The sequence below is a fragment of the Dickeya dadantii NCPPB 898 genome (genome assembly GCF_000406145.1).
Lineage (GTDB): Bacteria > Pseudomonadota > Gammaproteobacteria > Enterobacterales > Enterobacteriaceae > Dickeya > Dickeya dadantii.
In genome coordinates this window covers 446,930-466,761 of sequence record NZ_CM001976.1, presented here as the reverse complement: position 1 = coordinate 466,761, position 19,832 = coordinate 446,930, and the positions used below count along the sequence as shown (strand labels likewise).

Here is a 19,832-nt window from a genome sequence, read left to right as displayed (position 1 = left end):
TGTTCTCTCTATCTTTCGTTATTGTCGGGGTACGGCGAAACAGCGTAATCAGTTGTTTTTCAGTCTATTTTCAATGTTCTATTTCAATCACCAGATGGTGAAACCGCCGTCGATCATCAAATCGGCGCCGGTGATCATGTCGCTGCCGTTGCTGGCGAAAAACAGCACCGCCGCGGCGATTTCATCGGTGTAGGCGAAGCGCCCGAGCGGGATTAGCTTTTTCATCGCTTCGCCCTTCTCGCCGCGCCAGGCTTTCTCGCCCATCGGCGTCAGCACTACCGTCGGCGACAGCGTATTGACGTTGATGCGATGCGGCGCCAGCTCTTTCGCCATCACCTTGGTCATGCCCAGCAGCCCGGCCTTGGCGGAGGTGTAGGCGACATGGTTGTCGATGGCGATCGACGCCGCCTGCGAAGCGATGTTGATAATCTTGCCGCCGTGGCCGGCGGCCACCATATGGCGCGCCGCCGCCTGCGAGCACAGAAACGGGCCGGTCAGGTTGACGGCAATCTGCTTTTGCCATTCGTCGAAATCGGTTTCCAACGCCGGTTGCAGCATCACGTAGCCCGCGCAGTTGATCAGGATGTCGATGCGGCCGTAATGCGCTTCCACCGCGGCAAACGCCCGCTCCACCTCCGCCGGCGTCGTGACGTCGCACTCCACCAGCCGCACCCGCGTCGGGTCAAACCGTTCGGCGGCCTGCGCCGCTTTGTCGCGCTCGAACGCGGGGTACAGCAGCGCCAGCCGCGCGCCTTTCGCCAGCAGCATCTCATTGCTCGCCATCGCGATGCCGCCCAGCCCGCCGGTGACCACCGCCACCTTGTCGCTCAGACTCAGGTCGGTATCCACGCCATAACGCAAATTCACGTCATACTCGTTGTCATGACTCATCAGGTTTTTCTCCTCAGGCAATGGTGCGTAACGCAAGCTGTTCCAGGGTTAAGCGCAGTCCGGCGGCATCGATGTGGAACTGACGCCGCAATGCGCTGCGGCTGCTGCTATGGGTAAATTCATAAGGCGGGACACCCAGCGCGGTGAAGCGTTGCCGCGCATGGTGTTTATGCAACAATTCACCAATGATGCTGCCAAGGCCACCACTGAGTACGTGTTCTTCCATCGAGATCACATACTGATGCTCGCTAATAATTTTCAATAGTGACATTTCATCCAAAGGCCACAGCGAAGGTAAGGACACGATGGTGGCGTCCGTCGCGGCGGCCAGCGCCTCATGGACCATCGTACCGAGGCAGAACACCACCACGTCGCTCCCCTGTTGCACCATCTCCGGCTTGCCCGGCGTCAGCGACCAGTCGGCCTCATGCAGCACCGGTACCTTGTCGCTGTCCATACGGATATACACCGGCCCGCGATGGCGAATGGCGTAACGCACTATCGCGCTGGCCTGCACCGCATCCGCCGGGGCGAAAATCTGCAAATTGCCGAACGAGCGGGCGATGGCGATATCGTTCATACAGTGGTGGGTCGCCCCCAACGGGCCGTAAGCAAACCCGGCGTTCAGCCCCAGCATTTTGACGTTGGCGTCGGTATAGCAGACGTCGTTCTTCACCTGTTCGTTGGAACGCGCCAGCAAAAACGGCGCGGCATTGGCGGTGAACACCGTCGGGCCGCTCAACGACAGACCCGTCGCCATCCCCACCATGTTTTGCTCGGCAATCCCGACATTCACCACCCGTTCGGGGAAGGCCTTCTCGAACGGCGCGATTTTCGATGTGGAGGTGGAATCCGCCACCACTACGCACAAATTGGCGCCCGCGTTTTGCTCTTCGAGCAGTGCGGCGACTACCGCATCACGTAAATCTTGCATCGTCAGTCCTCCAGCTCCGCCAGCCCCTGCGCCAGCTGTTCATCGTTAGGGACGGCGTGGTGCCAGGCCGGTACGTTGGCCATGAACGAAATGCCGTGCCCTTTTTCGGTATTGGCGAGGATCACCCGCGGCTTGCCCACCGACGGCGCCTCGACGGCGTGGATGATTGCCTGCGGATCGTGGCCGTCGCAGTGGTGCACGTCGAAACCGAAAGCGCGCCATTTATCCTCCAGCGGTTCCAGCGGCATGATGTCTTCGGTTTTCCCCGCCAGTTGCAGACGGTTTCGATCGACAATGGCGATCAGGTTATCGAGCCGAAATTTGCTGGCCGCCATCGCCGCTTCCCAGTTGGAGCCTTCCGCCAGTTCACCGTCGCCCATCAGCACGAAGACACGTCGATGGCTGCGACCGGCAAGCCGGTTGCCGAGCGCCAGCCCGACGCCGATCGGCAGCCCGTGCCCCAGCGCGCCGGAGTTGATCTCCACCAGATCCGGCAGTTTTTGATGAATCGGGTGACCGGCCAGCAGCGTGTCGTCGCCCATAAACTGATCTAATGTCGCCGGGTCAAGCAGCCCCATCGCCGCCGCGCTGCAGTACAGCCCGCCCGCGCCGTGGCCTTTCGACAGGATGAACCGATCCTGATTCGGCCGCGCCTGCGAACGATCCATCACCGCCATAAACAGAGTACAGATGATGTCCACCTCCGACAGATCCGCGCCGGTGTGCCCTTTGCCCGCCCGATGATTCATCTGCAACACATAGCGCCGGGCTTGTCGCGCTGTCTGCCTGATTGTCTGTACGTCCATCCTTACCTCCTGATCGCTGACAAATCGCTCCCGATCATTTTCAATTGATTTTCGATCGAAAACATACGCTCTCTGTTTAGCCTATTCTGTGGACAAGATCAAATATCAAACAAAAGCAGATCAAAATAATACCGCGGTGAGAACGGTGTGATCCGGCAAGAAGGCGCATACGGCAGGCGTGAACTGCGGCAGATGAGGGGGATCGCATCGCGGGATCAGCGAAAATGTCCATGCTTTTTCGCCGCCGTCACCTCGCATTCCGGGCAGGTGAAGGGTAAACTTCATGGCAATTAGCGGGTTGACGGCGGAACATCGTCACCGGTTTGAGTACAGGAGAGTTTCGATTGAAAAGCAAAAGTGAACAACTGGCGGATATGCAGCAACGTAGGGAAAAAATTCTGGAGATGGTGCGCGAAGACGGTACCGTCACCGTGAAAATGTTGACCGAAACCTTCGGGCTGACCGAAGCCACGATCCGCACCGATCTGCGCGAATTGCAGAAAGAGGGTTACGTTCAGCGTTATTACGGCGGCGCCACGCTGGTGACCGGCAAGCAGAACACCGGCGCGATGCTGCTGGAACGGCAGATCAATCTGGAAGAAAAAGACGCCATCGGCCGGCTGGCGGCCGCGCAGATCGAAAACGGCGACACGGTGATTTTCGATTCCGGCACCACCACCACCGCGATGGTCGAGCACATGGCGGACATTCACCGGCTGTCGGTGATCACCACCGCGGTCAATATCGCGCTCAAACTGGGCGGCGAACCCGGCATCAACATTCTGCTCACCGGCGGCACCTTCAAGTTTCCCACCCTCTCCACCTCTGGGGAAAAAGCCGCCAGCTTTTTCGAGAACGTACTGGCCGAAAAACTGTTTCTCGCCACCGCCGCCATCTCCCCGCGCATGGGGCTAAGCTTTCCCAGCGAAACCGACATCAAGGTAAAAAGCGCCATGATCCGCTCGGCCAAGACCGTCTATGTGGTGGCGGACTCCAGCAAGATCGGCAAGGTGTCGATGTTCGCCCTGCCGTGCGACTGGAGCAACATTCACTACCTGATTACCGACGCCGGCATCAGTCAGGAAGCGGTCAGCGCGTTTGAAGCGCTGGGAGTGACGGTGATGGTGGCGGGCTGATGCCGGTAAAAATAGGTACAGTGAAAAGCGTTTTCGCGCCAGTGTTTTTCATACATCCATATTTTTGAATACGCGCGACTGGCGCGTTAACATGCAGAGAAATGCATTGTGGAAAAAGTGACATGATTAAATCCATCCAGCTCACCAACTTTCTGAGTTTTGGCGCGTCAACTCAGCCTATCGAACTTAAAGCGCTCAATGTCATTGTTGGCCCTAACGGTTCGGGTAAATCCAATTTGCTGGAGGCCATCGAGTTATTACGTAATGCCCCCGATAAACTGATTACGCCGATAAGGGATGGAGGTGGGGTCAGCGACTGGCTATGGAAAGGTGGTCAGGGCAAGCCTACCGCTACACTAAATGCCGTATTCACCAATCCCAAAGGGCCACAATCTTTGCGCTATCAGCTTTCTTTTACGGAAGTTGCCCAGCGTTTTGAAATGGTGGATGAGCGGATTGAAAACGAACACCCCGCTGACGGGCATCCTGAGCCCTATTTTTACTACCATTTCAATAACGCCCGGCCCACATTGAATGTGAAAAACAAGAAAAGGGCACTGCAACTGGAAGATATCGATCTGGAAAAATCGATTCTGGCTCAACGCCGGGATCCAGACCAATATCCAGAAATTACCTATCTTGCTCAAGAACTTGCCCGAATTCGTCTGTATCGGGAGTGGAGCTTCGGTCGCTATACGCCACCACGTCAACCACAAAAGGCCGATCTGCCCAATGATCATCTGGAATCCACCAGTACCAATCTGGGGCTAGTGCTGAACCGTTTGCGTCGTGACCCTCTGGTCAAACAGCGATTGCTAAAAGCGCTACAGGCACTTTATGACGGTATTGATGATTACGACGTGCAGATCGAAGGGGGCACGGTTCAGGTCTTTTTCCATGAAGGGAGATTTACCATTCCTGCCACGCGGTTGTCTGACGGTACATTGCGCTATTTATGCTTGTTGGCCGTATTGTGTCACCCCAATCCCCCACCATTGATTTGTCTTGAAGAACCCGAGCTGGGCTTACACCCGGATGTGCTCCCCACGCTGGGAGCTCTGTTGAAAGAAGCGAGCAACCGTACGCAATTGATCGTCACCACTCACTCCGATGTACTGGTTGACGCCATGAGCGATCAACCCGATGCCGTGCTGGTCGCAGAAAAAACGCTGGAAGGCACCACGATGACGAGGCTGGATGCCGAAAACCTTAAACCCTGGCTCGAAAACTATCGGCTGGGGCAACTGTGGACACGTGGTGATATCGGAGGGACACGCTGGTGAACGTGTATGTCGAAGGCGGTGGTGATACCAATAGTCTGAGAGCAGAATGCCGTAGAGGATTTGCCGAATTTCTGAAAAAAGCGGGGCTGACAGGAACCATGCCCAGAATCATCGCGTGTGGTAGCCGACGTGATGCATATAACTCGTTCTGTATCGCTATTCGTCAGGAAACCCCCGCCATGTTGCTGGTGGATAGTGAAGAGCCTGTCATCGCAGTAGCACAGCAGAACGCAGATCCAAACCAGTGGCAGCCTTGGCTACACCTCAGGCAACGACAAGGCGATGGCTGGGAAAAACCGGCTGGATCGGACGATCAACAATGTCATCTGATGACACAGTGTATGGAAAGCTGGCTGATTGCCGACAGTATCACGTTGGCGTCGTTTTTTGGTCAGGGCTTTCGAACAAGTCTCTTACCTCAAGGGAATGTAGAACGCATCGCTAAACGGCAGGTTTACGACATGCTTGAAAACGCGACCCGCAGCACAACCAAAGGCCGCTACGGCAAAGGGGCACACTCGTTCACCTTACTGGCGCTCATTGACCCTGCCAAAGTACAGCAGGCCTCTCCCTGGGCGCAGCGGTTTATTACCCAACTACGCTCCCGTATGTCTTCGTGATTCTACTTACGTCGCAACATCAGGCCGTTTCAGTATCGCGGGAACGGCCCTATTCTTCGTTAAGGCTGAGATAACCGCGAAATCCGCTGCCCACTGACAATGGCGGCCAGCGTCGCGAAGGTGCCAGCCGTCATCAACGCCGCATGGGTCCTTAGCCCGCCGAACAGGTTAAACATCCGTGCCACCAGCGCCGCGCCGGTGGTCTGCCCCACCAGTCGGGCTGTGCCCAACATACCGCTGGCACTGGCGGCATCAGGTGTAGCAGGAATCGCTTTCACAGACAACCGGACGTTCTCCACCGGGATGCATGCGCCAACCCCGGTGGGTATCAGCTGGCTACTGACGTGCCCCGATAGCCAGTCGATTGAAGGCGCTCATCAGGGCGATGGCAAAGCAAAGATCGGCGATCTCCATCTCGGTGAAGTGCTCGCGCAGCGGCGTAAAGTGCTCATCCGGAGCATGGGTCAGCGCCACATCCGCCAGCGATTCCGTCCAGGCCAGCGCGGCCTGCTCGCGAGGGCTGAACAATGTACAGACCCGCCACCCAGCCAGACTATCCATTTTTTCATTGCTTACGCCGGCCCCCCGCAGCCATCCGGCATGCATTTTTAAACAAAAGGCACAGCCGTTGATCTGAGAAATGCGCAAATAAACCAGTTCTATCAGCTCAAGCCCGAGGGTACTTTTCTCCAGCGCCTTTTTAGTCATCAACAACCCCTGATAGGCTTCCGGCGACAGCGTGGCATAGGGCAAACGTAATGCATTCATAGTACTTCTCCACAGTGAATCGGCGCGCTAAAACGCAGGGCTCGCGCCAGCAGCCCCTGACGAAAATAGAAACGATGGGCTAACGCGTTAGATAACGCGGAGTCCAGCACCAGATGAGCGCACCGTTCGCGCGCGGCCTCCTGATACATCGCCTGCATCAGCCGATCGCCGATGCCTTGCCCGCGCACATCGGCCTGGCATACCAGGTCATCAACGTACAAAAAGCGCCCATAAACCAGATTTTCCTGCAACCGATACCCAGCCAGCCCGATCGCCATGCCTTCCTGCCAGGCCACGAGCAGCCGATAACCGTGCTGAGCCTGTCGTTGTACCTGACGAACAAATTGCTCACCGTCGGTTAAATGTGGTCGCAGGGCCTGCATCAGGCTAAAACACGCCAGCTGCTCTGTCTGACTACTGGCCAATGCCAGGTGAATGTCGGCCATCTTCCTGCTCCTTACTGCATTAAGGGGGTTGCAATGCGGGCTACTGTAGGCCAACAATGACCCACTCAATAGGGGCAAGATATGTCATATTGATAAGGACATAGCGATGGATTTTCTGACCAGACCGTTCTCGCCACGGCCTTCGGCACCGCTCAATCAACAGCTTTACCAGCGGATTCGGGATGCGATCGCCACCGGGCAATTACACCCCGGCGAGCGGGTACCCTCAGTACGCAGTCTGGCTAGCGAGCTGAATCTGGCGCGCGGCACGGTGGAAGCGGCCTATCAGAGACTGACAAGCGAAGGTTATCTGCTACCCCGAGGGCCGGCCGGTACGATCGTTTCACCCGGCCTAACCAACCTGACGCCAGGTCATGCGCCCGCCGCCCCGCCGCCATCACGCCCGCAGCCCGAACCGCAAAGCCCGGCGATTCTGCCTTTTCAGTTGGGATTACCGGCTCTGGACGCCTTTCCGCGTAAAACCTGGAACCGACTGGCTGGACAGCGCCTGCGAACGCTGGGCGGTGATGCGTTGGCCTACCCTGACCCACAGGGATGCCTCCCGTTACGCCGTGCTATTGCCGCCTATCTCGGTATCTCCCGCGGTATCGCCTGCTCAGAGCAACAGGTTTTCATCACCGCAGGCTACCACTGCTCGCTGGATTTGATATGTCGGTCGCTGTTCACACCCGGCGATCTCGGGTGGTATGAAGACCCCGGTTATCCGTTTGCGCGTCGGTTTCTGCTGCACGCCGGTATGCAATTGGCGCCGGTGCCGGTGGATGAAGCAGGGATCGATGTGGCGGCGGGTGAACAATACGCAGGGCACGCCCGCTTCGCCGTTGTGACGCCGACCCACCAGAGCCCGCTTGGCGTAGCGCTATCGTTGCCGCGCCGTCTGGCGTTGCTGGCGTGGGCGGCTCGCCGGGGAGCGTGGATTATCGAAGATGATTATGACAGCGAATTCCGCTATCACGGCCGACCGTTACCTGCGCTAAAAAGTCTGGATAGCGACGAACGGGTTATTTACACCGGGACATTCAGTAAAGTTTTTTTCCCCGGCCTGCGACTGGCCTATCTGGTGGTGCCGCAGACACAGATCCCGATATTTCAGCAGACGGCGCAAATCCTGCACAGTAATGGTTTCACGCTGGCGCAAGCCACCGCGGCCGACTTTATGGAGCGGGGATATTTCGCCCGGCATATCAGAAAAATGCGGGCGCTCTACGCCAGGCGCCGTGGTTATCTGCAAGACGCACTCACCACACTGGCAGGCAACAAACTACATCTTCACGCCAGTGCGGGCGGAATGCATCTGCTGGCCCGCCTGCCGCCGGGAGACTCGCTCGATGTGGATATCGCGGCAGAAGCCATCTCCGCCGGGTTATCCATTCAGGCACTGAGCCAATGGCGGCAACGGCCGGACAGCGCCGGAGGATTACTGATGGGATTCACCAATCTGGTTAGCGCTGAGCAAGCGCATCAACTGACGCAGCGCCTCTGCGCGTTGCCGTCGTTCCAGCACCTGCTGAGCGCCGACGGCAACAACCTGACTAGTCCGTTTTCAGCCGCGAAATCCGCTGACCGCTGACGATGGCGGCCAGCGTGGCAAAGGTCCCGGCAGTCATCAACGCCGCATGAGTGCCCAACTCGCCGAACAGGTTGAACATCAGCGCCACCAGCGCCGCGCCGGCGGTCTGACCCACCAGCCGGGCGGTGCCCAGCATGCCGCTGGCGCCGCCGCTGCGATGGCGGGGCGCCGCGCTGATGATGGTGTGATTGTTCGGCGACTGGAATAATCCAAAGCCAATGCCGCACAGCACCATACGCAGGCAGATGTCCAGATAGCCCGGCGAAGCCGGCAGCCAGGCCAGCGAGAACAATCCCAGCGCAAACAGCGACAGCCCGATGGTGCACAATACCCCGGCGTTGACGCGCTCAAGCCAGCGCCCCGCCAGCGGGGCCACCGCCATGATCGCCAGCGGCCAGGGGGTGAGCAGCAGACCGGTTTCGATTTCATTCATCCCCAGCGCACTCTGGAAATAGAACGGCAGCGACACCATCGCCAGCATCTGCGCGCAGAACGAACTGATTGACGTACCCATCGACAGCGCAAATACCGGAATACGCAGCAGATCCACCGGCAACAGAGGGTAAGACTGAGTCAACTGCCGCCGGAAGAAATAGCCGCCCACCAGCAAGGTGAGCGCCAGTTCGCCCAGCACCAGCCACAGGTTCTGACCGTGAGCGAATCCACCCAGCGCGATGAAAAACAGCCCGAAGGTCAGCGCGTTCAGCAACGCGCTCGGGGCGTCGAAACGCTGCGCTCTTACTCCGTCGTTACGCGGCAGGAAACGCCACCCCAACAGCAGCGCCACAATACCGAACGGTATATTGATGGCAAACAGCCACTGCCACGACGCCACGCCCAGAATCCCCGCCGCGACGGTCGGCCCGGCGGCGGTGGACACCGCCACCACCAGCGAGTTGATCGCCATGCCGCGCCCGAGCTTATCTCTGGGGTAAATCAGCCGGATCAGCGCGGTGTTGACGCTCATCAGCGCCGCGGCCGCCAGCCCCTGCAGAATGCGCGCCAGCGTCAGCGTCGGTAGCGAATCCGCCAGCGCGCACACCACCGACATCAGCGTAAACAGTACCAACCCCACCAGATAGACGCGGCGATAACCGACGATATCGCCCAGCGACGACAGCGACAGCAGCGTCATGGTGATCGCCAGCTGATAGGCGTTGACGATCCAGATCGACGACGCCGGGCTGGTGTTGAAATCCGCGGCGATGGTGGGCAACGCCACGTTGACGAGCGCCCCGTCCAACACCGCCATGGCAATGCCGAACGCAATAGCGAAAATGGCGCCGATACGCGCCGGCATCGGTAATCCGTCGACGGCGGATCCCGCACCCTGAGAGGTAACAGCAGCGTTCAAAATAATGTCCGAAGAAAATGGAAGGCGTGAAGTACGCGGCAGGTCACCACCACACGTTTTTTGTACCCGTTACCCTACTGGGTTTGGCCGGGGGGCGCAATTGATGCGCCCGGCAATTCGTGCTTCATCCCGTTGATGAACACCATGATTTTTACGCCGTCGCCTGGCATAGTTAGCGCATCGACTAATGCGATACGTTAACTCGCAGGAACACGCATGGCAGCCTCCACGCTCTGGACGCGTGACCAATTATTGGTTGCGTTTACGTTGTACAGCCAATTACCGTTCGGCAAGCTCCACTCCCGCAATCCCGAGATTATCCACTACGCCAAGCTGATTGGCAGAACCCCTTCCGCGCTGGCGATGAAGCTGGTGAATATCGCCAGTCTAGACCCGGTGATCATCGACTCCGGTCGTACCGGGTTAAGCCAGGCGTCCAAAGCCGATCGCGAACTGTGGCAGGAACTGGAGCAAGACCCGGAAGCCTTCGAGCAGCAATGCCAGCAGGCGATAGCGGCGCTGGCGGCCCCCGATACAACGCCGCTGCACGCGCAAGAAGAAAGCGCGCCCGATTATTGCGGCCACGAATGCCTGACCGCCACCAAAGCGCGCGTCGGCCAGCAACAGTTTCGCAAACGGGTATTGAATGCGTACGACGAACGCTGCTGTATTACCGGGTTGGAAGAGCCGATCTTATTGATCGCCAGTCATATTCGCCCGTGGAAAGACATCGCCGAGCACCGGTTGGATCCCAGCAACGGATTATGTCTGTCCGCGCTGCACGACAAAGCCTTTGACCAAGGGTTGATTGGTTTTAACGATCATCTGGAATTACTGCTGTCGCCGCGCATCAAAGTCCTGACCAGCGATATTGTGCAAAGTCAGTTTGAACAATATGAAGGCAAGCCGCTGCATCTGCCCAAAGAAGAGAAATATGCGCCGAAGCTCGCGCATATTCAGCACCACCGGGAGAATATCTTTTCAAAGCATTAGCCGGCCTGATTACCGATTAAATCTATTCATTGGCCTTCTCACCGTAATTTATCAATGATGCACGCCGAGCGCCGGAGCGAGGGATAACGCCCCGCCCCGGCGTAATTCTTCACGTTATTGATTCACCACGTTATTGATTCACAAAGTTATTGATTCACACGGGATTCAAGAGAAACCATGCCACTACCTGTTTTTATCACCGGTTTTATGACCAGCGCCGGTTTGATCGTCGCGATCGGTGCGCAGAATTCGTTCGTGTTGCGCCAGGGGATGCGCCGGGAGCACGTGTTCTGGGTCAGTTCGGTGTGTTTTTTATGCGATATGGCGCTGATGACGCTCGGCGTGCTGGGGCTTGGCAAAATCATCAACGACAGCAAACCGGCGATCACCACGCTGACGCTGGCCGGGGTGCTGTTTCTGCTGTGGTACGGTTACAACGCGCTGAAAAGCGCCTGGCGCGGCAACAACCAGCTGACGCTCACCACCCAGGGCGACGGCCTGCGCCGCCGGCGCACGGTGATCGGCGCCTGTCTGGCGGTCAGCCTGCTCAATCCGCATGTCTATCTGGACACGGTGGCGATCATCGGCGGCATTTCCTCCGGCATCGCCCCCGACCTGAAACTGTTTTATCTGGCCGGCTCCATCAGCGCGTCGTTTATCTGGTTCTACACCATCGGCTACACGGCCGCCGCCTGCTCGCGCTATTTCGCCAACCCGCTCACCTGGCGCGTCATCGACACCCTGATCGGCTGCTACATGATTTTTATGGCGTTTCAGCTGTGCCGTTTTTTGTATCAGGTATAAGAACCGCAGGCGGGAGACAACGCCACGAAAACGCGACCGTAGTTCCTCCTGTGTTATGCGTGGCGCCGCCTACAGTGTCTTCCACACCATTCCCAGTGAGGCGGCCAGCATAATCATCGCCGCACTTCTGAAAAGCCAGAGCTGCGCGCGAGTGCTGGCTAGCAAATGCCGAATTCTCAATGCACCGAGAATAAATACCGCACCTACCGCCAGCAACACGCTGATGGTCAGTGGCACCAGCATCAATGCCCAAGTCTGCAGCGACACGGTATCCAGTGTGATCACCAGCGGCAATAACGCCAGATAGAAAGCAATGGTTTTGGGATTACCCAACGTAATAGTCAGGCCGGAGAACCAGGCGGAAGCCAGCTCACGCCGGCTGATTCTTTGATCGATAGCGATCGCCTCTGGGTTATGGCTCCAGAACTGCCAGGAAAGCCAGCCAAGGTAAATCGCCGCCCCCCAGCTGATCAGAGTAAACAGCGCACCGTAACTGTGCGCCACGACCGCCAATCCGAAAACAGCAAATGACAGGTAAATCAAATCGCCGATAATCAAGCCAGCCAGCATAGTAAAGCCAGTGATCGCGCCGCCACTGACACTACGCGCAACCAGCGCCGTCATCCCCGGACCGGGAATGGCAGCCGCCAACCCCAATGCGGTGATATAAGCCAGGATTTGTGCGGGTTCCAGCATTGTGTCTCTTTCCTCATTCAACGTTGTGGTTATATTCCAATCACATGTCTAAACCAGTTCCCTGATTGACGGCTACCTCCGTCGTCAATGCCATATCAACTTCATGGTTGGCTACCGCCTGGGCCGCCGCGCTGGTGGATGACATCGTAACCACACGCTCCACACTTAAACCGTCCGGTAAGAGTTCCTGAATAAGTGGGACAGGCGCAGGATGAGAGGCAACGATCACTGGACGATTGGGTAGCGTTTCCTTAATCGCCAGTCCATAAAGCGGTGTATCAAACACAAAGGTTCCCGTTAATTTCAGCCGGAGATCCATATAGAAATCGTTAATCTGAGGATATGCATTTGCCACAATCAATAAACCATTACTCTGATTTAATTGTTCTCTAGCCTCTCACGATAGCGAAGAATCAAAGGCGTATTGTTATGTAATGAATCAATTTCATTACGTGGGCACGGAGTGGGAGTACCGGTTGTGCCTGTTGTTTCATAATAAATCCAACAGTCATGCAAAGCTGCCGAAGGCAATAATCCGCCGTTTTTACGCAAATCCTCTTTTGTAGTAAAAGGTAATGAAGATATCTGCTCAAGGCTGAATTGACTCACATCATTAGCAGTCAATCCTGCCAAATGTTTTTTATAAAATAAAGAATGGTTGGTGACATAATCTAACGTTGATATTAATTGTATTTTCTGATGCTCGCGTAGAGCAGATAACGTGGTTTCACCTCGCTCAAAACGCAAGTGTTCTTCATATATATGTTGAGCTTTTTGCATCAGCGCTGGTTTGAAAATAGCATACATATCATATTCCTTGAGCAGTATGAAATAAATAGGCGAAACAGCAGAAAAGCACGATTGCATTCCACACAAGATTTATTAGCAACAATCGTCATTACTAATAAAACTTGCGTGAATTAACAAATAACTCATATATTATTTAAAGAGTGGGAGATTACCCGTTAGCCGCGTAATTTTCTTTTTCGGACCAATTAATCCAATCGCCACTAGTTCGATATTATCGCTACTTACCGCAGATATTCGCTCACCATATTCATCATAGGTTCGGCAGGACTGCGCTAGTGCGCTGAAAGGCATGGCGTAAACTTCTTCGTCATTTTCGGCATGTCGAAGCAACTCCTGCACGTATCCCCCCGGCGCCAGCAACACCGGCAACGGAGCATAAATCACACCAGGGTAGTTCACGGCATCCTGACTTTGCATATCCGGACCAACCAGGTTCTCCACCGTCCGCCCAAAACTGATACCAATGACGCTGGCCGCGTTGATCGAAAGGCCCGCACCTAAATCTTTATCGATAACAATCGTACACTTATGAGAAGTTGCATCAAATTTCATGATTAATCCCCAACGACCTCAAGGCAATTATTTCCCGCCATTCCCAGCGACCGTAACAGGCCATAGGTATGCGATAAATCGCTATTCAAATCGATATCCACTACGTTCCATTCAGCGATAGCTTTCCACTTTTCCACCCCAACCTGATGATTTGAGTGGACAAGATAAGCAGCAACATCCTGCTGGGTATCGAACATACCTAACACAACGAAATCGGCAGCCACCGCTCTATCAGTAATATTTCGTCCACATCCCCAACCACGAATTTCACTGATATGAAGCGGATGACTCCGTGTAATTTCTTCCGCTTCCAGCGCAGCTGGCGATGACCAGTTATAAGGGTTTTTGAATGTGAACAGCACAATATGCAGGATCATACTTTTCCTTACCGCTCCCTTTACTGACCGCATTACCCATTAGCTTTGGAAAAGTATTATGAATCATTAAAAAGGAAATTTTCTATCTATAACCGTTGAGAATACAACCAATAAGGGTAAGATTAACCCATATAAGACATCAAAAAGAAAGAAAATTACCAGAATGAAACTAAACCTAACAGACATTAAGATTCTGACCCTGTTACAGAAAGATGCCCGAATCACCAACCAGACATTAGCAGAACAAATAGGTATGTCTCCCTCTCCATGCTGGCGCAAAGTCCGCAAGCTGGAAGAAGAAGATGTCATCCAAAGCTATCGCGCCGTACTGGACCGCCGGAAAATTGGCCTTGGCGTCATGGTATTCGTTCGTGTCACGATTGATAGCCACAGTGAAGCTCAGGCGCGTAAATTCGAGCAGGAAGTGACAGACCTGGAAGACGTGGTGGCCTGCTACAGCATGGGTGGCGACGCCGACTTCCTGTTGCAGGTGGTTTCACGCGATCTGGATTCCTATGCGGAATTCGCTATGTCCGTCATCAGACGCCTGCCTGGCATCAAAGAGATGCAAAGTATGTTCGTCCTCAAAGAAATCAAACCCTTCGCGACATTTCCTATCAAGAAACCACTCAAAACACCCCAGTAGCAAGCCATGAAGAGCCGTGCGGCCTGAAAAATAGCGAAGCACAGCAACGTTTAACGTTAAGGTGGGTTAAATGTTTATCAACAGGCGAAATCTCTTGATCAGACAGCCTGACCAAGAGATAGCCTTATAGCGGAGGACGTGGTACCTGCCCGAGATACACCAGCAACCGAAAAGAACCGGCAAAACAGAGAAACTAGTTCCCCTGATAAGCTGAATTCGCGCCCATACCACTGACATACACATTATGCGCCAGCCCGGTTTCCTTCATCGCTTCCCAGAAATGAACGTCTTTCGCCAGCACCGACAGGCTTTGCCACTGCGGCGCCTTCCCTATCACACCGTTACGCTGATACAGACCGAACCAGCCGGCAAAGCCGGACGATTCAGCCACCGGAGCGAGTAGTACTACCGTCGAGGACGGATAGCCGTACGCCTGACGCATCAGTTCCAGCCAACCCAACAATTGCGGCGGCGACAGCGGCTGTCCTGCATGTCCATGCAGCACGCCGGCATAGAGGCAAGCAGGCCGGGGTTTCAGTTCCAGAAACTCGCTTGCCGACATGTCTTTACCGGTCAGATGATTGTCTCCCCAGCCATGCGGCGAGATGCAGGTATCGCCTTGCTCAACGGCGGCAAACAAATCCAACCCCAACAGCAGGTAGTGTTTGTCCGGTAATACGTGGTCTTCCTGAGCGATCACCGGCAGCGCCAGATCGGCACCGGGCACCCACTCCGGCGTAAACTCTTCTTTCACGGAAAAGATCTTCTCAATCTGGTGGATGTTTTGCCGGGCGTTAAAATCACACCGATAGAGAATATCGAAAAAGGTTTCGCCCTCAATGTCGCGGGTAATCACCGACGGCGGCACCGGCATTGTCAGCTTCAGCATGTTCAGTAGTTCGGGCAGGTAGTTCAGCAAAGCCGCCTCTGCATCCGTATTCGTATCACGCACCCAGGATTTACGGCGATGTTGCTCTTTTAAATGGTACCCTTTCATGGTGTTTCCCCCGACAGATAGATGTCTTCACACCATAATTCAGCACGGACAAATCCCTCCGGCGGCAAATAGGGAAAAGCGGGTGGGGAATGGGGAGTTGCAGAGGGCTAGCGCGACCTGCCAGCGACAGTTTTTAGGGAGCAATTCTGGCCCATTTTGCGAGCAGCATTCCAAAATGCATCGCAACATCACTGTAAATCCATCCAGCTTCTTTCACCCGGTTAGCGGCTGGCATAGAGTGCTTGTGCTGCGGCCATATCCGCAGCCGGGCGTGGAACCCCGAATATCTGGAACTGGAAAACGCTTTGTTTTTTCAGGGGCTGCGTGCACACTCTTTATCCGTGGCTCAGGCAGGGCAACCGTAAGGTTGGCCGGTCGCTAGATCCGGTGTTCCAACCCTGTCTGGGTCACACCTTTAGCTTGGAACCTGAAGGCGTGATGGCATAACTATCTAGCAATGGAAGATTTAACTATGACGGATACCCACACCACTCCCGCTGACAGCAGCATCACCATTTTTCGTGACCTGATCGCCAGCCTGCCGTTCTACCAGCTTGATGATGCTCAACTGTGCGATCTGGGCGCTATCGCCGCTGAATCCGTTTCCGGGTTGTGCCACGGGCTCAGCGAACTTGGCGACCGGTTGCAAAACGGCGCCGACATCGGCCCCGAACAGCGCCGCCATCTTGGCGCCAGCCTGAATGCCGCCGCGCACCTGATCCCGGCGCTGCTGGAGATTTGCGAGCAGGCGGAACGCTGCACACGGACCGTGCCGCATGTGGGTGAATTGATACCGCGCTACGTGATTTAAAGTTCAGCCGCATGGTTGATGGCCGCTGACGGCACACAGTGACGAGCGCCAGATACGCCGGAGAATGATGCAGCATTGTATATAGTGACAATGCTGCCATGAACAAGCCTATTACTCACCCCGGCGGATCGATATCCACAACATAATAAAACCGCGCCTGATATCCCCGCTCTGACGGGCGGGACTCTACACCGCACTGGGTAACCTCACCTGAAATCACATTTCTGTGCTGTGGGAGTATTTTTAAAAAATCTAAGCGTGTTAGCTTCAACTGCGTAACGACCTTTCAACTCGTACCGAGGCTTTGATGCTGGAGAATGTCATCATCAGATAATCAGCTTCCCGACCGCTCAGGCCGGACTGATTATCGCTGCGCTTAAACTTTACGCAAACATCTGCGGGTGTTGGCTTGTTTTTGCACATGATGATTAACAGGTTTCCAGTATGAATTTATCGCGTCAGGAACAACGTACCTTACACGTTCTCGCTAAAGGCGGTCGTATTGCGCACATACGCGATGCATCCGGGCATATCACTTCAGTTGAATGCTATAGCCGCGAAGGGCTGTTGCTCAGCGACTGCACGCTCGCCGTCTTCAAAAAACTTAAAACCAAAAAACTGATCAAATCCATCAATGGTCAGCCTTACCGCATCAACACCACCGGGCTGAACACTGTTCGCGCCCAACCGGACAACCGCTAAGGTACAGGTGATGAATATGGTTATTAATACTCCTTTTACCGATGGCTATGACAATGCGTTTCTTCTGGACACCATGATGGGGCCGAATGCCATGCGCATTACGGAGGAAATGGCCACTATGCTCCCCATTTCGCCGGGTATGCGTATCCTGGACCTTGGTTGCGGGAAAGGCATTTCGTCCATCCTGCTGGCGAAAAAATACGACGTAACGGTGTTTGCCGCCGATTTATGGATCTCCCCGACCGAAAACGCAGAGCGCTTCGCCAGTCTGGGCGTTGATTCTAAAATTTTTCCTCTGCTGGTAGACGCCACAAAGGAGATACCCTTTGCTCATGAATACTTCGACATGATCATCAGCGTGGATGCCTGGCAGTATTTTGGCAGCAACGACGGCATGCTGACGAAACTGCTGCCGTTTGTGAAAAAAGGCGGGCTGATAGCGGTTGCCGTACCCGGATTTATACAGGACTACTCTGAAGGCAACCTGCCCGAAGTCGTCAAACCTTTCTGGACACCAGACTGGTATTTTTATTCCTGTAGCTGGTGGAAAGCGCTATGGGAAAAAGAATCCGGTATAGAAATTACCCTGCTGCGCGAAATGGATTCATGCCAGCAGGCATGGGATGACTTTATGGAATGTTCTCTTGCTCAGGAAATGATGGTCCCCATTATGGAAGCGGGGGCCGGAGAATACTTCAACATTATCCAAATCGTGGGACGGAAAGTTTGAGGTAGACCGCACCTAATTTTCTCCCCACTCGGAAGCGGTGGGGAGAATATCTACACAGCAACGTCAGTCAGCACCATAATTGGGGGTCAACTCATAATCGAAGCGAATTGGCCCTCATCTTGACCCCAATATCTTCTGATATGATGACGGACAAAAAACACAGGCACAAATCACGAATTAAATCTTTATTTAACAATAATGTATTGAATAAAACGGACGATAGCGGACACAAAAAAAAGCCACCCGAAGGTGGCTTGATTTTTGAATTTTGGTGCGAAGGCCGGACTCGCAAAATGATGTAATTGATTGAATAATAAAATTTAATACTCACCAACCTAATTTAGGTGCCCCCTTTTATGCCCCCACTTCATTTTTAGCCCATGTTTTCAATGAGCTATATCACGTCATTTTATCAATAAGATTAATTCTTATCCGTTCCGGTTCGATTCCGTGTAACAGATCCTAACCCAACCCCGCTATGACGAAAATGTTGTTCATGAATGGCGTGTGGCTATTTGCTGTACCGTTCACTATACTGGATGTATAGCTATTCGCTACACAGAGAGGTCACGATGCGAACAGAGCCAAAAGAAATGCCGATTAATATTCGTGCTAAAGCATCACAGCGGGAGCTGATTGATGTCGCCGCTAAATTGCTGTCGAAATCAAGAACAGAGTTTATCCTTGATGCTGCCTGCCGTGAGGCTGAGGATGTGTTGTTGGATCAAAGGCTGTTTCTGGTCAATGATGAACAATATGATGCTTTCATTCAGGTGTTGGAATCACCAGTCACAGATAATCCGCGTGTGAATGCATTACTGAACAGGAAATCTCCGTGGGAATAACGGCACCTGAATTATTGCTGCCTCAACATGCAGTTGTGGATTTTCATTGTTCCGAGCCGTCATTGAATGAATGGCTGAAACGCAAGGCGTTAAAAAATCAGACGCTGGGCGCTTCACGCACCTTCGTGGTGTGTGAAGCCGGTACACAGCGTGTGGTGGGGTTCTATGCCCTCGCGTCGGGTAGCATCCAGCGTCAGGTTGCACCGGGCGCATTCCGGCGCAATATGCCTGACCCCATTCCTGTTCTGGTACTTGGCCGATTAGCCGTTGATGAACGTTATCAACGTATGGGGATCGGTGCCGGGCTTCTGAAAGATGCGGTACTCCGCTCCCGCAATGTAGCGCAGCAGGTAGGCAACAAAGCGTTATTGGTACATGCGTTATCTGATGAGGCAAAAGCGTTCTACCAATACTGGGGTTTTGTCCCGTCAGAAATACAGGAACACACCTTATTATTATCGTTATGGTAATAAATTTTTATCAAAATAAAGAGGGTTTATGAAGCATTTAATTAAGTTCTCTCTGATTTTAAGTACCTCATTAATGGCTATTCCCGCTTTTTCAGCTCCCTTCTCGAATGCTGAAATCTGTAAAGCAGCCATGTCAATGGAGTTCGCAAAAGAACCCAAAATAATGAAAACAAAAGTGAATGGGGATCTCGTTAATTTGCAATATCACAGGCCAAGTGATAATAGCCTGTGGAAATATCAGTGCAAGATGATAGAAGGGTCACGAGTGCTATGGCGAACCGCTGGAAGTGATTCGGAACCTAACTACATAGGCCGTTGGCGAGATAACCCGAATGACGCCTTAATCACTTATACAGAAGAGAATAGCATGCTAAAAATGACAAATAGCCAGGCTGGCGAACAAACATTTAAGCATGCTGATTTAAAATAAATGGCGTCATTTCCCATCAGTATTAGTCGAAAGCCAACCAATTAACGTTATTAGTAGCAACCAGACCTTATGGTTTGCCAATCATGATAGCGTCTGGCACCGCGCCCGCCCCCTTTTTGGGGAGGGGGCGGGCGCGGTGG

At 54.1% G+C, this 19,832-nt stretch carries 24 protein-coding genes and 2 pseudogenes; 13 read left to right on the top strand and 13 right to left on the bottom strand.

The annotated features are described in order from the left end of the window. Window positions 1-87: 87 nt before the first annotated feature. Genes DDA898_RS02615 through DDA898_RS02605 form a run of 3 tightly spaced genes read right to left on the bottom strand, consistent with a single transcriptional unit; the run spans window position 88 to window position 2,631 of the window. Window positions 88-891 (bottom strand): GolD/DthD family dehydrogenase, encoded by an 804-nt coding sequence (locus DDA898_RS02615; RefSeq protein ID WP_038910121.1) that lies wholly within the window; start codon window positions 889-891, stop codon window positions 88-90. A 13-nt stretch (window positions 892-904) separates the two neighbouring features. Continuing rightward, on the bottom strand, window positions 905-1,825 hold the full coding sequence (locus DDA898_RS02610) for a transketolase family protein (RefSeq protein WP_038910120.1): 921 nt from the start codon (window positions 1,823-1,825) through the stop codon (window positions 905-907). Window positions 1,826-1,827: 2 nt separating this feature from the next. After that, a complete protein-coding gene (locus DDA898_RS02605) occupies window positions 1,828-2,631 on the bottom strand; it encodes a transketolase (RefSeq protein ID WP_038910119.1) in 804 nt (267 codons plus the stop codon). Window positions 2,632-2,975: 344 nt separating this feature from the next. On the opposite strand from DDA898_RS02605, the gene DDA898_RS02600 reads away from it, so the two are divergent. From DDA898_RS02600 to DDA898_RS02590, 3 genes are all read left to right on the top strand, one after another. After that, window positions 2,976-3,767 carry a DeoR/GlpR family DNA-binding transcription regulator gene (locus tag DDA898_RS02600; protein WP_033111556.1) on the top strand — a complete coding sequence of 264 codons (792 nt, stop codon included), beginning with the start codon at window positions 2,976-2,978 and terminating at the stop codon, window positions 3,765-3,767. 122 nt (window positions 3,768-3,889) lie between these two features. Further along, window positions 3,890-5,050 (top strand): AAA family ATPase, encoded by a 1,161-nt coding sequence (locus DDA898_RS02595; protein WP_033111555.1) that lies wholly within the window; start codon window positions 3,890-3,892, stop codon window positions 5,048-5,050. Beyond that, window positions 5,047-5,670 carry a DUF4276 family protein gene (locus DDA898_RS02590; RefSeq protein WP_081639205.1) on the top strand — a complete coding sequence of 208 codons (624 nt, stop codon included), beginning with the start codon at window positions 5,047-5,049 and terminating at the stop codon, window positions 5,668-5,670. The genes DDA898_RS02595 and DDA898_RS02590 overlap by 4 nt, the downstream gene beginning before the upstream one ends. Before the next feature lie 59 nt (window positions 5,671-5,729). On the opposite strand, the pseudogene DDA898_RS21930 reads toward DDA898_RS02590, so the two are convergent. The 3 genes and pseudogenes from DDA898_RS21930 to DDA898_RS02580 form a co-directional block, all read right to left on the bottom strand. Beyond that, window positions 5,730-5,921 (bottom strand): annotated as a pseudogene (locus tag DDA898_RS21930) (MFS transporter); the annotation flags it as partial. Between the two features lie 85 nt (window positions 5,922-6,006). After that, window positions 6,007-6,438: a carboxymuconolactone decarboxylase family protein gene (locus DDA898_RS02585; RefSeq protein WP_038910117.1), complete on the bottom strand. Its 432-nt coding sequence runs from the start codon at window positions 6,436-6,438 to the stop codon at window positions 6,007-6,009. Then, complete coding sequence (locus tag DDA898_RS02580) at window positions 6,435-6,884, bottom strand: GNAT family N-acetyltransferase (protein ID WP_038910116.1); 450 nt, start codon at window positions 6,882-6,884, stop codon at window positions 6,435-6,437. The genes DDA898_RS02585 and DDA898_RS02580 overlap by 4 nt, the downstream gene beginning before the upstream one ends. Window positions 6,885-6,990: 106 nt before the next feature. On the opposite strand from DDA898_RS02580, the gene pdxR reads away from it, so the two are divergent. Further along, window positions 6,991-8,475 (top strand): MocR-like pyridoxine biosynthesis transcription factor PdxR, encoded by a 1,485-nt coding sequence (pdxR, locus tag DDA898_RS02575; protein ID WP_038910114.1) that lies wholly within the window; start codon window positions 6,991-6,993, stop codon window positions 8,473-8,475. On the opposite strand, the gene DDA898_RS02570 is transcribed toward pdxR, so the two are convergent. Next, window positions 8,438-9,829 (bottom strand): MFS transporter, encoded by a 1,392-nt coding sequence (locus DDA898_RS02570; RefSeq protein WP_038910113.1) that lies wholly within the window; start codon window positions 9,827-9,829, stop codon window positions 8,438-8,440. The genes pdxR and DDA898_RS02570 overlap by 38 nt on opposite strands. A 216-nt stretch (window positions 9,830-10,045) precedes the next feature. Between DDA898_RS02570 and DDA898_RS02565 the strand changes: the two genes are divergently transcribed. Further along, window positions 10,046-10,822, top strand: coding sequence for an HNH endonuclease (locus tag DDA898_RS02565; protein ID WP_038910112.1), 777 nt, complete (start codon window positions 10,046-10,048; stop codon window positions 10,820-10,822). A gap of 177 nt (window positions 10,823-10,999) precedes the next feature. Further along, window positions 11,000-11,626, top strand: coding sequence for a LysE/ArgO family amino acid transporter (locus DDA898_RS02560; RefSeq protein ID WP_038910110.1), 627 nt, complete (start codon window positions 11,000-11,002; stop codon window positions 11,624-11,626). A 69-nt stretch (window positions 11,627-11,695) separates the two neighbouring features. Here DDA898_RS02560 and DDA898_RS02555 read toward each other — a convergent pair whose 3' ends face one another. The 5 genes and pseudogenes from DDA898_RS02555 to DDA898_RS02540 form a co-directional block, all read right to left on the bottom strand. After that, complete coding sequence (locus tag DDA898_RS02555) at window positions 11,696-12,322, bottom strand: LysE family translocator (RefSeq protein ID WP_038900143.1); 627 nt, start codon at window positions 12,320-12,322, stop codon at window positions 11,696-11,698. A gap of 70 nt (window positions 12,323-12,392) precedes the next feature. Further along, window positions 12,393-12,716 (bottom strand): annotated as a pseudogene (locus tag DDA898_RS02550) (bacilysin biosynthesis protein BacA); the annotation flags it as partial. Beyond that, window positions 12,701-13,129, bottom strand: coding sequence for a hypothetical protein (locus DDA898_RS22975; protein WP_152490662.1), 429 nt, complete (start codon window positions 13,127-13,129; stop codon window positions 12,701-12,703). The gene DDA898_RS22975 and the pseudogene DDA898_RS02550, both read right to left, overlap by 16 nt. Before the next feature lie 132 nt (window positions 13,130-13,261). Further along, entirely contained in the window at window positions 13,262-13,684 is a 423-nt protein-coding gene (locus DDA898_RS02545) for a DUF2000 domain-containing protein (RefSeq protein ID WP_038900138.1), read from the bottom strand. A gap of 2 nt (window positions 13,685-13,686) precedes the next feature. After that, window positions 13,687-14,061, bottom strand: a complete 375-nt coding sequence (locus DDA898_RS02540) for a Dabb family protein (RefSeq protein WP_033111551.1) — start codon at window positions 14,059-14,061, stop codon at window positions 13,687-13,689. A 163-nt stretch (window positions 14,062-14,224) separates the two neighbouring features. On the opposite strand from DDA898_RS02540, the gene DDA898_RS02535 reads away from it, so the two are divergent. Continuing rightward, complete coding sequence (locus tag DDA898_RS02535) at window positions 14,225-14,707, top strand: Lrp/AsnC family transcriptional regulator (RefSeq protein ID WP_013316124.1); 483 nt, start codon at window positions 14,225-14,227, stop codon at window positions 14,705-14,707. A 193-nt stretch (window positions 14,708-14,900) separates the two neighbouring features. Here the strand turns inward: DDA898_RS02535 and DDA898_RS02530 are convergent, their stop codons facing one another. Continuing rightward, window positions 14,901-15,704: a hypothetical protein gene (locus DDA898_RS02530; RefSeq protein ID WP_038910109.1), complete on the bottom strand. Its 804-nt coding sequence runs from the start codon at window positions 15,702-15,704 to the stop codon at window positions 14,901-14,903. A gap of 472 nt (window positions 15,705-16,176) precedes the next feature. Here DDA898_RS02530 and DDA898_RS02525 point away from each other — a divergent pair, with 472 nt between their 5' ends. The 6 genes from DDA898_RS02525 to DDA898_RS02500 all read left to right on the top strand — a co-directional run bounded on the left by DDA898_RS02525 (window position 16,177) and on the right by DDA898_RS02500 (window position 19,692). Continuing rightward, the gene (locus DDA898_RS02525; RefSeq protein ID WP_038910107.1) at window positions 16,177-16,515 is read left to right on the top strand and encodes a hypothetical protein; all 339 of its coding nucleotides are present in this window, start codon (window positions 16,177-16,179) and stop codon (window positions 16,513-16,515) included. Window positions 16,516-16,959: 444 nt separating this feature from the next. Continuing rightward, on the top strand, window positions 16,960-17,217 hold the full coding sequence (locus DDA898_RS02520) for a YjhX family toxin (RefSeq protein ID WP_013316120.1): 258 nt from the start codon (window positions 16,960-16,962) through the stop codon (window positions 17,215-17,217). Window positions 17,218-17,233: 16 nt separating this feature from the next. Continuing rightward, window positions 17,234-17,947, top strand: a complete 714-nt coding sequence (locus tag DDA898_RS02515) for an SAM-dependent methyltransferase (RefSeq protein WP_038912402.1) — start codon at window positions 17,234-17,236, stop codon at window positions 17,945-17,947. 572 nt (window positions 17,948-18,519) lie between these two features. Beyond that, window positions 18,520-18,792: a type II toxin-antitoxin system TacA family antitoxin gene (locus tag DDA898_RS02510; RefSeq protein ID WP_013316118.1), complete on the top strand. Its 273-nt coding sequence runs from the start codon at window positions 18,520-18,522 to the stop codon at window positions 18,790-18,792. Beyond that, window positions 18,783-19,262, top strand: coding sequence for a GNAT family N-acetyltransferase (locus tag DDA898_RS02505; RefSeq protein ID WP_013316117.1), 480 nt, complete (start codon window positions 18,783-18,785; stop codon window positions 19,260-19,262). The genes DDA898_RS02510 and DDA898_RS02505 overlap by 10 nt, the downstream gene beginning before the upstream one ends. A 28-nt stretch (window positions 19,263-19,290) precedes the next feature. Continuing rightward, window positions 19,291-19,692: a hypothetical protein gene (locus tag DDA898_RS02500; protein ID WP_038910096.1), complete on the top strand. Its 402-nt coding sequence runs from the start codon at window positions 19,291-19,293 to the stop codon at window positions 19,690-19,692. Window positions 19,693-19,832: the final 140 nt, after the last annotated feature.